Source organism: Escherichia sp. KTE159, assembly GCF_000408805.1.
Classification (GTDB): Bacteria; Pseudomonadota; Gammaproteobacteria; order Enterobacterales; family Enterobacteriaceae; genus Escherichia; species Escherichia marmotae.
The window spans coordinates 648,583-663,083 of the sequence record NZ_KE137292.1; the positions used below are offsets into that span (position 1 = coordinate 648,583).

Here is a 14,501-nt window from a genome sequence, read left to right on the forward strand (position 1 = left end):
GTTCATCAGAAGCTTTCGGAATAAATATGCTTTTGTATAACTGGATATATAAGGCCGTAGCAGGTGAAAAAAAGCGGAATATTCTGCATGGTTATGCATAACCATGCAGAATTGTAAATTTAAGTAATATCTAATTCTTCTATTTTGTTCTCTTTGCGTGCTGTCAGCGTGGAGCCCATTGAAGCGGCAATGATAGCGCCGAGTGCCAGAAGCTGTATCGGCGTCAGCATCTCACCGAGGAAAATCATCCCGGAAATGGCGGCCAGCGCCGGTTCCATGCTCATCAGAGTGCCAAATGTTCGCGTCGGCAAACGGGTGAGGGCAATCATCTCCAGCGAGTAGGGCAGAGCGGTCGAGAGGATTGCGACAGCCAAACCCAATGGAACCACTGCCCAGTGCCAGAGAGCCTCTCCTGCCTGTAACGCGCCAATTGGCACGAAAATTAACGCTGCAATCAGCGAGCCAACTGCCACCGTTGCAGGGCCGTGTTCAGCACCCGCACGTTGCCCACTTAATATGTAGATAGCCCAACAAGCACCGGCACCGAGAGCCAGCGCACAGCCGGTTAAATCGACATGGGAAACATCTTGCCCCAGCGGCAGCAGGAACCACAGACCGAGCACTGCCAGCAAAACCCAAACGAAATCTACCGGACGACGCGAGGAGAACAGCGCCACCGCCAGTGGTCCGGTGAACTCCAGCGCAACCGCAATTCCTAGTGGTACGGTCTGAATAGAAAGATAAAAAAGATAGTTCATTCCACCCAGCGATACACCGTAAAACAACAGTGGCAACCGTTGTTCTTTGGCAAAACGCAGCCGCCACGGCTTAAAGAAAGCGATAAGAATCAGTGTCCCCAGAGCAAGACGCAGTGCAGTAACCCCGGGCGCGCCAACCAGTGGAAAAAGAGATTTTGCTAATGAGGCTCCACCCTGAATAGATGCCATGGCAACGAGCAATATTAATATCGGTAACCACACCGGCATTTTACGTAATGACCCTGGCATCATTTCTCCCATAAGTTTGTATAGTAAGGTAAAGCGTGGAGTGTACTGGATATACCGCAGGCTGGTTGAGCATTTGTTGAAAAATTTTTCCCCGTTTTGACTAAAATGCGCCAGGATTGATTGACTCATTAGTCTGATGATTAGGAATAATCTGGATGAGTGAGAGTGAAAATATGCGTAATACTTACGCAATTCACTGAAAAAATGATTTAAATTTAGATGGATAGCGGCATGTGGAAACGTTCTGTTACATGAAATGGCCCGTTAGACATCACAAATCGCGAAGAGTTTCCCATTAATTTTTGATATATTTAAAGCTTAGGACTTATTTGAATCACATTTGAGGTGGTTATGAAAAAAATTGCATGTCTTTCAGCACTGGCCGCAGTTCTGGCTTTCACCGCAGGTACTTCCGTAGCTGCTACTTCTACCGTTACTGGTGGTTATGCTCAGAGCGACGCTCAGGGCAAAATGAACAAAATGGGCGGTTTCAACCTGAAATACCGCTATGAAGAAGACAACAGCCCGCTGGGTGTGATCGGTTCTTTCACTTACACTGAAAAAAGTCGTACTAACAGTGCAGGCGATTACAACAAAACCCAGTACTACGGCATCACCGCAGGTCCGGCATACCGTATCAATGACTGGGCGAGCATCTATGGTGTAGTCGGTGTTGGTTACGGTAAATTCCAGGATACTAACTACCCGACCTTCAAACACGACACCAGCGACTACGGCTTCTCCTACGGTGCGGGTCTGCAGTTCAACCCAATCGAAAACGTTGCTCTGGACTTCTCTTACGAGCAGAGCCGTATTCGTAACGTTGACGTAGGCACCTGGATTGCCGGTGTTGGTTACCGCTTCTAATCACTTCGGTGATATAAAAAATCCGCCTCTCGGGGCGGATTTTTTTTGTCTCAAGATTTGGGATCGAATATATCGGTTCCGAGATGGTTGTAATCCACCTTCTGTAACTGGAAGTTTGTGATGTATATCGGCCCGGCTTTCTTTTCAGAAATAAACGGGTATTTGATGTTAATTTCCTTCGCTTTTATCCCCGTCCACTGTGAGAAAAAGCCTAAGAAGTCATTGGCTGAACGGCGTGCTTTAATTACCCGATGCGCTTTATCGTCGCTTGAAATGACCATAAAAGGCACCTGGAAATTTTGCTGATATTTATCGTCGTGAGCCAGATACTGGACTTCTTTACCGCGTTCCTTAAAGGCCAGACCGTGGTCAGAAAAGTAAACCATAGAGAAACTGTTACCGCTGTTGCGTAACTGGTCATAAAGTTTGCGCAGTAAGTCGTCCGTTTGCGTCATGGTGTAGAGATAGCATGACGTTTCTTTCGATTGTACGAAGGTTTCGTATTTGCCTTGTGTCCGGTCGCAGGCCTGCGGATGTGAGCCCATCAGATGTAAAACAATCAGTTGCGGTTGCGAGTGTTCTTCCGCCAACACCTGAGCGGTCATTTGCAGCAACGCTTCGTCTTTGGTGTTCTTATCGGCTTCAAAATTCCCTTCTTTCAGGAAGTACACTTCATCCGCACGTTTGGCGATGCTGGCGATGGCGGTATCGTATTCACCAATTTGTCCCTGATTGGAAAACCACCATGTCTGAAAACCCGCGCGGTTGGCAAGGGTGACAAAGTTATCCTGAAACTGTGGCTTGCCATCGACCACGCGGTTAAGCGTTAAGCCGAGCGATTTTTGCGTGGAACCACTGGCGGCAATGTAATCAGCAAAAATCAGGCCGTTAACGCTGCTGGCAAACGGGGTGTTGTTCCAGTGGCCGCCAAAGGCACCAAGCGCGTCGCGCCGCGCACTTTCACCGATCACCACCACATAAGTGTGGTATTTAGGCTTAACTGCCGTAATCGTCCAGGTGTCTTTCATCCCGGAAAGTTTCGCCATCCGTTCTTGCTCTTCAATTACCTCGTTATTGTTAACGATGACATCCTTAGCAAAACGAAATACCGGATAGCCAGTATCTTTCAGTTTAAATACGCCGCCCCAGGCCAGGTTTTGAACCGGAGCGACAAAAAATGTCGCCACGCTGAATACCAGGCACAGGCTGTCGAATTTATTCCAGCGCGCTTTTTCACTCTCTTTTTTTCGCCGGACAGCAATCACGCCGAGCGCAAAAATAAATAAGCCGACCAGATAGCTGTACCACGGAAAAATCGTCAGGATTTCAGTCGACTCTTCCATATTTGTGGAGTGCAATGCCAGCAATGTATTGAAGTTAGGCGCGCCGTAGGCCTGAGCAAAGGGGAAATAACAAGCTGCCACTAACGAACTGACGCCGATCAGGACTTTTTGCACGCGAGGCAATGTCCGCCATAGCAAAAGCAAAATAGCCGTAAACGCGGCGGTGTAGAGCAAACTGAAGGGATAGCCTAAGCCGAGATTAATTAATAGCGACTGTAAAAAGTAGAACGCAGTCCACGGGCTAAATACCCGGCTACGGGTAACAAGCGATTCTTTGAGGGTTAAATTCATATGCCACTATCGTAACAAACGCCATGTGCTCACCCTGGCGTCAAGGGTCAATACCTGCAAGAGTGCGAGAAGAGAGTGGAGTGGTCCGCATCCGCGAGCCGCAATATACGCAGGGCTGCAAGAAGATAGAGCGAGCCGCCGCTCAGGTCAACTACTGACGAAAAAATCTTTTGCGAAGAGAATAGCAAATCCGACAAAAAGTGGGGTTTTTCAAGCCAAAACAATGTTTCTGCTAAAAACTGGAGTGAAGCGGCGTACCGCGACGCCGCTATTTATTGGAGGGTTTATCTTGCTGCGGTTTGTTGTTGACCATATCGCACAACATCGAGAGCAGCATTAACCGCACTTTAAAGGGGGAGTAACTAAACACGCGTATACACCTCTTGAACTCATTCATAAGACCTCCTGACTTGCTAATCCCGTCGATCCATGAGGGATGATTGCATTACATACAGATATAGCACAGGCTATATTATATAGCTATTGCTAAAACGTTAAATTTTTGTGCCTTCACAACTCTGGTTTACAATGTGCGCACGAAATGAGAGCGCTATATATGTGTCACCATAATGAGGAAGCACAATGAGTCGTCGCGCAGGTACGCCAACAGTAAAAAAAGTGACGCAGTTAGTGAACGTGGAAGAGCACGTTGAAGGGTTTCGCCAGGTCAGAGAGGCACATCGTCGCGAGCTTATCGACGATTACGTTGAGCTGATTTCTGATTTGATTAGAGAAGTGGGAGAAGCACGTCAGGTTGATATGGCCGCCCGTCTGGGCGTCTCTCAACCGACGGTGGCTAAAATGCTCAAGCGGCTGGCAACAATGGGGCTAATTGAAATGATCCCCTGGCGAGGCGTGTTTTTGACTGCGGAAGGGGAAAAGCTGGCGCAGGAAAGCCGTGAGCGGCATCAGATTGTCGAAAATTTCTTGCTGGTGTTGGGCGTCAGCCCGGAAATCGCCCGTCGTGACGCGGAAGGTATGGAACACCATGTCAGTGAAGAGACGCTGGACGCCTTTCGTTTGTTTACCCAGAAACACGGTGCCAAATGAGCCTGCCTTTTTTACGCACACTACAAGGCGATCGCTTTTTTCAGTTATTAATTCTTGTTGGCATCGGATTAAGTTTTTTCGTTCCTTTCGCACCAAAGTCCTGGCCTGGCGCTATCGACTGGCACACCATCATCACCTTAAGTGGCCTGATGCTGCTGACCAAAGGTGTGGAGTTAAGCGGTTATTTTGATGTGCTGGGGCGTAAAATGGTGCGCCGTTTTGCCACTGAACGTCGACTGGCAATGTTTATGGTGCTGGCGGCGGCGCTACTTTCTACGTTTCTGACCAACGATGTTGCGCTGTTCATTGTTGTTCCGCTGACCATTACGCTAAAGAGACTGTGTGAGATCCCGGTTAATCGGTTGATTATATTCGAGGCGCTGGCGGTGAATGCCGGATCGCTGCTGACGCCGATAGGCAACCCGCAAAATATTCTTATCTGGGGACGCTCTGGCCTTTCGTTCGCCGGTTTTATTGCACAAATGGCACCGCTGGCTGGCGTGATGATGCTGACACTATTGCTGCTGTGCTGGTGTTGTTTCCCTGGAAGGGCGTTGCAGTATCATACTGGTACGCAAACGCCGGAGTGGAAGCCGCGACTGGTGTGGAGTTGTCTGGGACTGTATATCGTTTTTCTTACGGCGCTTGAGTTGAAACAAGAGCTATGGGGGCTGGTGATTGTAGCAGCGGGATTTGCGCTGCTGGCACGTCGCGTGGTGTTGAGTGTGGACTGGACGCTGCTGCTGGTGTTTATGGCGATGTTTATCGACGTCCATTTGCTGACCCAACTTCCAGCTTTACAGGGCGTGTTGAGTCACGTGAGTCATTTATCCGAACCCGGATTATGGCTAACGGCAATTGGTTTATCGCAGGTGATCAGTAATGTGCCGGGCACAATTTTGCTGCTGAACTATGTGCCGCCGTCGTTGTTACTGGCCTGGGCGGTAAATGTCGGGGGTTTTGGTTTGTTACCGGGATCGCTGGCAAATTTGATTGCACTGCGTATGGCGAACGATCGTCGTATCTGGTGGCGTTTCCATCTCTATTCGATACCAATGCTGTTGTGGGCGGCGCTGGTAGGATACGTTTTGTTAGTTATGCTCCCGGTTGGATAAGCGCTGGAAAATAAAAAAGGCGGATTATCAGTCCGCCTTTTGCTTAAGTTTTGAAGATTAATTCAGACGAACTGGCATCCCGGAACGGTTTTGAATAGCCTGGTCCAGAACCGCCTGATCAACATCTGGCTGACCGGTCACGGTCTGTACGCTCTTCGTCAGGGTAATTGGTACAATTTCCTGACCTTCAAACTGAGCTTCGGTCGTAGACAGCGGGTTATGGACTTCAATATAACGGCTGCCGTCTGGCTCGGTGGTCGCTTTCACTGGTTCATCAATAAACTGTACGCGCGTACCAACAGGCACTTTCTCGAACAGGAATTTGATATCTTCGTTACGCAGACGCACACAACCGTGGCTTACACGCAGGCCGATACCAAAGTTGGCGTTGGTGCCGTGGATAGCGTACAGGCGACCGATGTACAGAGCGTACAGCCCCATTGGGTTATCCGGACCAGCCGGAACAACAGCCGGAAGCGGTTCGCCTGCTGCACGGTATTCCGCATGCATTTTGGCGGTCGGTGTCCAGGTCGGGCCGGCTTTCTTACGTTCTACTTTGGTGGTCCAGTTGATAGGCGTGTCTTTACCTAACTGACCAATCCCGATCGGCAGCACGATAACGGTGTTAGTCCCTTTCGGATAGTAATACAGACGCATCTCTGCGCTGTTAATTACAATACCTTCATGAACCGTATCTGGCAGGATCAGTTGCTGCGGAATGTTCAAGACGGTGCCGCCTTTCGGCAGGAAGGTATCCACACCAGGGTTCGCTTCCATCATATTGGAAAGCCCCATCTGATACTCGGCCGCAAAATACTCCAGCGGCTGGGTATTGCCTTCTGGAATGGTGATCACCTGATTCTGACCAACCAGGCGACTCCCGTCGGTTGGCAGAGGATAAGTTACCGCTGACGCGGTACTGCAAAAGCCGACAACAGCGAAGGCCGCTGCGAATAACGTTTTCAATTTCATATTCATGTTAAGCGAGATTTCGTGCCTGGCAGGCCATTAGGTTGAGAATATTAGAGTATTGGAAGCGCATTATATGTTCATTCCTGCTAACAGTGAAATCAGATGTGTACGAAATCACATTTTTTGCCTTTGGGAAGAGTGTAGACCTTAAGCGGCGAGCGGGATCTTCTTTCAGACTTATGGCATAATACGCGGTTTGTCATATCTCTTTTCAGGATACGCCTGTGTTAGTTTCCAGTAACGTCACCATGCAGTTCGGCAGTAAGCCGTTGTTTGAAAACATTTCCGTCAAATTTGGCGGCGGCAACCGTTACGGCCTGATTGGCGCGAACGGTAGTGGTAAATCCACCTTTATGAAGATCCTCGGCGGCGACTTAGAGCCGACGCTGGGCAACGTTTCCCTCGATCCCAACGAGCGCATTGGTAAACTGCGCCAGGATCAATTTGCCTTTGAAGAGTTCACCGTGCTGGATACGGTGATCATGGGGCATAAAGAGTTGTGGGAAGTGAAACAGGAGCGCGACCGCATCTATGCTTTGCCGGAAATGAGCGAAGAAGATGGCTACAAAGTTGCCGATCTGGAAGTGAAATACGGCGAAATGGACGGTTACTCTGCGGAAGCACGCGCCGGTGAGCTGCTGCTTGGCGTGGGTATTCCAGTGGAGCAACACTACGGTCCAATGAGCGAAGTGGCTCCAGGCTGGAAACTGCGTGTGTTGCTGGCGCAGGCGCTGTTTGCCGATCCTGATATTCTCCTGCTCGACGAACCAACCAACAACCTGGACATCGATACCATTCGTTGGCTGGAGCAGGTGCTGAACGAGCGTGACAGCACCATGATCATCATTTCGCACGACCGTCACTTCCTCAATATGGTCTGTACGCACATGGCGGATTTGGATTACGGTGAGCTGCGCGTTTATCCGGGTAACTACGATGAGTACATGACGGCGGCGACCCAGGCACGCGAACGCCTGCTGGCTGATAACGCCAAGAAGAAAGCGCAGATTGCCGAGTTGCAGTCCTTTGTAAGCCGCTTTAGCGCCAACGCGTCGAAATCTCGTCAGGCGACTTCACGTGCGCGTCAGATTGATAAAATCAAACTGGAAGAGGTGAAAGCCTCCAGCCGTCAGAACCCGTTCATTCGTTTTGAGCAGGATAAGAAGCTGTTCCGTAATGCGCTGGAAGTAGAAGGCCTGACTAAAGGGTTTGATAACGGTCCGCTGTTTAAAAATATCAACCTGCTGCTGGAAGTGGGTGAAAAGCTGGCAGTACTCGGCACCAATGGCGTCGGTAAATCGACCCTGCTGAAAACGCTGGTAGGGGATCTGGAACCGGACAATGGTACTGTAAAATGGTCAGAAAATGCGCGCATTGGTTACTACGCACAGGATCATGAATATGAGTTCGATAATGATCTGACCGTGTTTGAATGGATGAGCCAGTGGAAACAGGAAGGCGATGACGAGCAGGCGGTACGCAGCATTCTCGGTCGTTTGTTGTTCAGCCAGGACGACATCAAAAAGCCTGCTAAAGTACTTTCCGGTGGTGAAAAAGGCCGTATGTTGTTTGGTAAGTTAATGATGCAGAAACCGAATATTCTGATCATGGACGAACCGACCAACCACCTGGATATGGAATCCATCGAGTCGCTGAACATGGCACTGGAACTGTATCAGGGCACGCTGATCTTTGTTTCTCACGACCGTGAGTTCGTAAGCTCCCTGGCGACCCGTATTCTGGAAATCACTCCGGAACGCGTGATCGACTTTAGCGGCAACTACGAAGATTATCTGCGTAGCAGAGGGATCGAGTAAGTTATTGCCCGTCACCCCGATACAGTCGGGGTGACGGCGGCTGAGGATAAACGCAAGATTGCCTGATGCGCTACGCTTATCAGGCCTACGCAGTCCCTGCAATATATTGAATCTGCAAGATTTTGTAGGTCGCATCCGGCATTAACAAAGCGCACGTTGTCAGCTCTCTGAGTAACATCGAACCGACTTCCTTAACCTCACTTCCACTAATCTATCAACTTTCACACGTCCATGCCCAGCGCGCGTTTACCGTGAACGTTCAGATCCTCCAGCGTAAAGCGGCCTTCCCAGTTTGCTTCATAATCTTCACGTGGGAAGTCACCCGGCGAGACGCCTTTTTCCAGTGCCTTTCTGACCTTGTGCGCATAAGCCCGGTTTTTCTCGCACATCGGCGCGGCGGGAATATACATCACGTTCCCCCAGCCTTGTTGATTGTCTACCGGCGCGACGGAGTGAATCACATCGCAGTGCCACCAGACGGAATCCCCCGCTGTTATTGCCGGAATTGACGTGAGTGCTTTTATCAACAATGGGTGCCATTTCTCTGAAATTGGCAGAACCTTACCAGGCGCGACACCGCACAGCTCGTCGTCCGGTACGTCATCCAGTAACGGACGCAGTAAAACGTATGCCATCGCTTCCGGGATTGGCACCACATGTAATAATCCCTGGCCAGGCAACATATCGGAGAGCGCCGTCCAGCCCTGAAACGTGCGGAACACCGAACATTTGGTGGTGTTATCTACGGTGTATTCTTCTACATCGGTACGATGCGCAGCATCCCACGGATCATAATCATCAAAATTACCGTTGAAAACATTGGCAAAAACGCGCTGATAAGCGGGTAATAGCCAGCGTTCCAGAGCACCAGAATCGGTGTGTGCGCCCAGACCTTTGGACGTCGTGCCCGGTGGGCGACGGCGAATTCTGTCCGGATAAATCACGCTGACATCGGGATCAAACCATTGTTTGCCGTTGCTTTCAGATTTCCACAGGCGGTTAAGGAAAGATTGAACCGCAGACATATTGTCGCTCTGCCGCGCTTGCATCTGCGCCTGTGACCAGTAAATGGGATAGATTTCGGGGCGAGAAGCCTCCAGCGAACCGAAAAAACTGTCGCCAGGACCTCTATACACATCATCAAAGTGATTGGCATCAAGGTAGTTGAGCATTGCGCGATCCCACGCCAGCGCCTGCTCACGAGGGAAATGGCCTTTTATTACCGCACAACCGCGGCGCTTAATTTCATTGCGAGTGACATTGTTTACTGTACCGGCTGCAATATCCCTATAAGAGATCTCCGGCCAAACTGGCAATCCTTGTGCTTTCAGGGCATCTATTTCTGCTACACGCGCTTCGATTTTTGCTGAGAGTTTATCGAAGACATGTTGCACATCACCGATCTGCTGTCGCAGCTCCGCTTTCATCTTACGGATAGCCGCTTTCGTATCTGTTGGCAGTGTCTCACAGGTAAAAGTCATATCAACCTCGCATCTTTCATTCGAAAGTAAAAATGATTGCGATTGATACTTTAAGTTAAAAATAAGTTAACGCAAGATAAAAATCTTGAGTCACTGCACAAAGCGAGAAAAAAGAGAGAGGCCGGAGGGGGCGCTCCGGCCAGGGGAAGATTACTTATTGAAAGGATCTGTGTTATCCAGCACCGCCTGAATCACATTCAGCGCGCCGTCATGATTATTATCATCGGTAGTGTAACGGGCGATGTGTTTAATGTTTTCCGCTGCATTGCCCATCGCAAAAGAATAACGCGCCATTTTCAGCATCTCTGCGTCGTTACCGCTGTCGCCAATTGCCACCACATTTTGCGGCGACAGATCCCAGCGTTTCAGTAACCGTGAAATGCCGTTCGCTTTATGCAGGCCGGGAATAATCAGGTCGATAAACCCAAAGCCGCTGGTAACGGGTTTCATTATGCCGTCGAGCGCAACGTGCAGTTTGTCAACTACCAGCGGGATCTGCTCATCCGGCAGGTTAAGTGAAAACTTGAACAGAACATCATCAATATCCTGATAATCTTTTACCGGTTTCAGGCGATGGTAGTGTTTTGCCATCAATGCAACGAATGATTCAGGGGCATTTTCACTGATGTATGCACTTTGCAGACCGCAGGCAACAAAATTGAGCTGTTTATCTTTCAGCAGTTCACCAATGACAATTCGAGATTCATGCGGGGTCAGTTCGCCGTGGAACAACTGCTTGCCATGTTCGTAGACCAGCGCGCCATTTTCCGCGACAAAAGAGATCTCATTCTTTAGCTCAGGAAAGAAGGAAATGAGCTGGTAATACTGGTTACCGCTGGCGACAACGAACTCGATGCCGCGCTTTTTCAGCTCCTGATATTGCGCCATAAAACGTGCCCGATTGTACGTTTTGGCATCGTTAAGAAAAGTACCGTCCATGTCTGTGACGATAACTTTTACGCTCATATGTGTGCTCCTGGCTCAAAAATGAAACCGTAACAGTGTAATAACAATGTGACGTGGAGCACAAATTATATTTCGAATGAAAGTAAGGGAGAATTGATTATGTGAATGATTTAGCCCGGTAACGACGGCTACCGGGCGGAGAGGACTACAGCATATGTTCGGTACGGGCGATGATATCGTCCTGAGCGTCAGGAGAGAGCGCGGTGAAGAAGGCGGAATAGCCAGCTACACGTACCACCAGATCGCGATACTGATCAGGATGTTTTTTTGCTTCCAGCAGTGTTTCGCGGGAAACGATGTTGTACTGAATATGCCAGCCTTTATGCACTTCGAAGAAGGTACGCAGCAGAACCATCAGCTTCTGCTTGTCGGACTCGTTCTCCAGTGTCGCCGGATTCAGTTTCTGGTTGAGCAGTACACCACCGAGAATCGACGCCGTAGGCAGTTTACCTACCGAACCAATCACCGCCGTTGGGCCGAGGTGGTCGGTGCCGGAGGCCGGGCTTGCACCTTCCGCCAGAGGCGTATGTGCTTTACGCCCATCCGGTGTCGCCATCGTCTGTGCACCAAACGGTACGTTCGCGGAGATAGACGACGTACCTGCGTAATAGTTACCGCCAACCGGGCCACGACCGTAGCGCGGATTATGGTACTGCTTCAGTTCATCGATATAGGTCTGATAAGCGCGAGCCAGCAGTGTATCGACGGTATCATCGTCGTTGCCGTACTTCGGCGCGCCATTAATCAGACGCTGACGCAGTTGCTCGTGAGTCAGCCCTTCAAAGTCATCCGCCAGCGCGGCAGCAAGCTGTTGCTGACCAATCGCGCCTTGTTCAAACACCAGTTTTTTCACAGCGGCCAGGCTGTTACCCAGGTTGGCAATACCGACCTGTAAGCCAGAAACCCAGTCATATTTCGCGCCGCCTTGCTTAATACTTTTCGCTCGCTCAATGCAGTCATCCACCAGCGCCGAGCAGAGAATATCGTGTACGTTCTCTTCCAGCATGGTGTCGACGACATATTCGATTTCGATCGATTTGCGCGTGTAGTAACGGATTTGTGTATCCCACGCGTCCATGACTTCATCGAAGTTGTTGAAGTTACCCGCTGACAACGCTTTTTCTTGTGGCAGGAACACTTTGCCGCTGGTGGCATCACGACCACCTTCCAGCGCCGCCAGCATTACGCGGGCGAAGTTGATAAAGCTCATGCCGGTGCAGCGATAGCCCCATTTGCCGCCGACGGCAGTTTCGATACAGCCAATTGCCGCGTAATCGTAAGCGTCCTTCGGTTCAATACCGAGTTTAATAAATTCCGGGATCACGATTTCATCGTTGTTAAATGCCGGCATCCCGAAGCCACAGCGGATCACTTGCACGCAGGCATCGAGGAAATCGTTACTCATTCCCGCGTGGTAACGCACGCTGAGGTTAGGCTGAGTTGAACGCAGGCGACCACAGGATTCGAGGATTGCGTAGGAGAGCGGATTCACTGCATCCATCGGCTGACCATCAACCAGGTTTTGCCCACCGATGGTGACGTTCTGATACAGCGGGCTACCGGCAGAGGCTTTGGAGTGCGAACCGGAGCGGATTTTGTTCACTTCCAGCAACTTCAGCCAGCAGCTATGCAGCATCTCAATGGCGTGTTCACGATCCAGCGTCTGGTTGAGTTCAACGTCGCGACGATAGTACGGATAGAGATACTGATCCATACGACCAAACGATACCGAGTGACCGTTGGATTCGATCTGCAAAATCAACTGGATGAAATAGCATAATTGCAGCGCTTGCCAGAAAGTCTGCGGTGGCTGGTGGGCGATGAGATCGCAGTTTTCGGCCATTGCCAGCAGTTCATCGCGACGGCTTTCGCGGGTTTCGGTGGCTGCCATTTCACGCGCCAGGGCGGCGAAACGTTCAATGTGTTCACTGACTGCCACCAGCACGATATCAATGGCTTTCAGGAATTGCTCGCCGTGCAAATCTTCCAGTACCGTCAGGTTAATACGCGAGCGGCGCTCCGCCACTTTTTCGCGCAGACCATCAAGCCCTTTTTCCAGCAGCAGCGGGAAATTGACCGCTAGGTGCGCATCGCCGGAGGTCATATTGCCTTCCGCTTTAATGATGCCGGTTGCCAGCAGGCCTTTTTGCTCATCGGTAAACATGCCATAGCAGCGATCCTGTACGGTTTGACCGCGCCACCACGGGCAGACTTCATGTAGAACACGTTTGTTCTCTTCGCTCACCGCAAAACCAGCGCCGGGACGATCCGCCAGATCATCAATCTCTTTTTCGATCCACGACACGGTATATTCCGGGAAGATCGGCGCGGCGCGGACTTCGCTTGCCTGGTTGCCGATGATCAACTCATCGTGTTTGATCCAGATGGTGCGATTAGCCAGGTGATGCGCCAGCGCCAGCGCGCGACGAACCGGGATTGGCTTATCGAGATGTTGTTGATACATCTCGGTATAGTGCTGTGCGCGCTCGGTACAAACCGGTGGTTTCACAATATGTACCAGCGCATTTTTGTGCGCTTTAATGCGGTCGCTGAGCGTATCCAGTTTCAGTGTTGTCATGATTGTTATCCTCGTAAGGTCGCGGTTAACCCTTTCTGGCAGGCATACTGCTGGGCAAAGTCGAGCAGTTCTGGCGCATCAAGCGGTTTTTCCGGGGCGTCATAGGGCAGATTAAGTAAGTGATATTTGTTGATGCCCAGCGTGTGGTAGGGCAGGAAATGAATTTCACCAACCTGTAGTTCATCGGCGGCAAAATCGGTAATGGCTTTCACTGCGGTTTCATCGGCATTAAAGCCCTGAATCAGCGGTACGCGGATGATGATTTTTTTCCCTGCCGCCGCAAGTTTTTTCAGGTTATCCAACACTCTGGCGGCGTTACCGTCGGTCCATTGTTTAAACGGTGCGTCGGCAACGTGTTTTAAATCGGCAAGAAACAGATCGATATAAGGCAGGGAAGGCGCGATATATTTCCACGGCACATGCAGACAGGTTTCCACTGCGGTATGAATACCGGCTTCGTGGCTGGCTTGCAGTAACGCCGCCGCCATTTCCGGCTGCATAAACGGCTCCCCGCCAGAAAGCGTTAAACCGCCGCCGCTGCGATCGTAAAACGGTTTGTCGCGCAGGACGGTCGCCATGATCTCCTCAACGTTTTTTGTTTCACCGCATACGGTCAGTGCCTGAGTTGGGCAGCAGTCGGTCAGCGCGCTCAGATGCTCAGGCGTTAACTTTTCACGATGGATAAGTAAACCATTCAGCGCTCGCTCAATCACTTCCGGGGCCGCCTTAGCGCACAGCTCGCAGCCTTCCAGGCACAGACGTGCGTCATACAGCAGATCCTGCGTGCGGGCGCGGCTTTCCGGGTTCTGACACCAGCGGCAGCCCAATGAGCAGCCTTTAAGAAAAACTACGGTGCGGATACCGGGACCGTCGTGGGTCGAGTAGCGTTGAATATTGAAGATCATAGATGCCCCTCTGTTTCGTTCAAACATTAAATAACTTTCGAATGAAAGTTAAATTGATGTGCATCAACTGTTCAGAGGGTTTTTTCGTGATAGTCTGATTTCATACAAA

13 protein-coding genes are annotated in these 14,501 nt (G+C 50.4%); 5 read left to right on the top strand and 8 right to left on the bottom strand.

The window, feature by feature from the left end; translation table 11 throughout:
- Positions 1-119: 119 nt before the first annotated feature.
- Entirely contained in the window at positions 120-1,007 is an 888-nt protein-coding gene (gene rhtA, locus A31E_RS18315; RefSeq protein WP_001119539.1) for a threonine/homoserine exporter RhtA, read from the bottom strand.
- A 233-nt stretch (positions 1,008-1,240) separates the two neighbouring features.
- Here rhtA and A31E_RS25650 point away from each other — a divergent pair, with 233 nt between their 5' ends.
- Together A31E_RS25650 and ompX are read left to right on the top strand one after the other, a co-directional pair.
- Positions 1,241-1,306: a protein YliM gene (locus A31E_RS25650; RefSeq protein WP_120795379.1), complete on the top strand. Its 66-nt coding sequence runs from the start codon at positions 1,241-1,243 to the stop codon at positions 1,304-1,306.
- Between the two features lie 52 nt (positions 1,307-1,358).
- The gene (gene ompX, locus A31E_RS18310; protein WP_001516050.1) at positions 1,359-1,874 is read left to right on the top strand and encodes an outer membrane protein OmpX; all 516 of its coding nucleotides are present in this window, start codon (positions 1,359-1,361) and stop codon (positions 1,872-1,874) included.
- Positions 1,875-1,924: 50 nt separating this feature from the next.
- On the opposite strand, the gene opgE is transcribed toward ompX, so the two are convergent.
- The gene (gene opgE, locus A31E_RS18305) at positions 1,925-3,508 is read right to left on the bottom strand and encodes a phosphoethanolamine transferase (RefSeq protein WP_001054649.1); all 1,584 of its coding nucleotides are present in this window, start codon (positions 3,506-3,508) and stop codon (positions 1,925-1,927) included.
- Between the two features lie 268 nt (positions 3,509-3,776).
- Positions 3,777-3,905 (bottom strand): manganase accumulation protein MntS, encoded by a 129-nt coding sequence (gene mntS / locus A31E_RS18300; RefSeq protein WP_001001759.1) that lies wholly within the window; start codon positions 3,903-3,905, stop codon positions 3,777-3,779.
- Between the two features lie 185 nt (positions 3,906-4,090).
- Between mntS and mntR the strand changes: the two genes are divergently transcribed.
- On the top strand, positions 4,091-4,558 hold the full coding sequence (mntR, locus tag A31E_RS18295) for a manganese-binding transcriptional regulator MntR (RefSeq protein ID WP_000091026.1): 468 nt from the start codon (positions 4,091-4,093) through the stop codon (positions 4,556-4,558).
- Complete coding sequence (locus tag A31E_RS18290) at positions 4,555-5,673, top strand: anion transporter (RefSeq protein ID WP_016248511.1); 1,119 nt, start codon at positions 4,555-4,557, stop codon at positions 5,671-5,673. Before mntR ends, A31E_RS18290 begins: the two co-directional genes overlap by 4 nt.
- Positions 5,674-5,730: 57 nt before the next feature.
- Here A31E_RS18290 and ldtB read toward each other — a convergent pair whose 3' ends face one another.
- Positions 5,731-6,651, bottom strand: coding sequence for a L,D-transpeptidase (ldtB, locus tag A31E_RS18285; protein ID WP_001056379.1), 921 nt, complete (start codon positions 6,649-6,651; stop codon positions 5,731-5,733).
- Between the two features lie 218 nt (positions 6,652-6,869).
- Between ldtB and A31E_RS18280 the strand changes: the two genes are divergently transcribed.
- Entirely contained in the window at positions 6,870-8,462 is a 1,593-nt protein-coding gene (locus A31E_RS18280; RefSeq protein WP_000961451.1) for an ABC-F family ATPase, read from the top strand.
- Between the two features lie 221 nt (positions 8,463-8,683).
- Here the strand turns inward: A31E_RS18280 and A31E_RS18275 are convergent, their stop codons facing one another.
- From A31E_RS18275 to A31E_RS18260, 4 genes are all read right to left on the bottom strand, one after another.
- The gene (locus tag A31E_RS18275; protein ID WP_016248512.1) at positions 8,684-9,943 is read right to left on the bottom strand and encodes a DUF1479 domain-containing protein; all 1,260 of its coding nucleotides are present in this window, start codon (positions 9,941-9,943) and stop codon (positions 8,684-8,686) included.
- A gap of 150 nt (positions 9,944-10,093) precedes the next feature.
- Complete coding sequence (ybiV, locus tag A31E_RS18270; RefSeq protein WP_016248513.1) at positions 10,094-10,909, bottom strand: sugar-phosphatase YbiV; 816 nt, start codon at positions 10,907-10,909, stop codon at positions 10,094-10,096.
- 145 nt (positions 10,910-11,054) lie between these two features.
- Positions 11,055-13,487, bottom strand: coding sequence for a glycyl radical protein (locus A31E_RS18265; RefSeq protein ID WP_000209339.1), 2,433 nt, complete (start codon positions 13,485-13,487; stop codon positions 11,055-11,057).
- Between the two features lie 5 nt (positions 13,488-13,492).
- Positions 13,493-14,392, bottom strand: coding sequence for a glycyl-radical enzyme activating protein (locus A31E_RS18260; protein ID WP_001516054.1), 900 nt, complete (start codon positions 14,390-14,392; stop codon positions 13,493-13,495).
- Between the last annotated feature and the right edge of the window lie 109 nt (positions 14,393-14,501).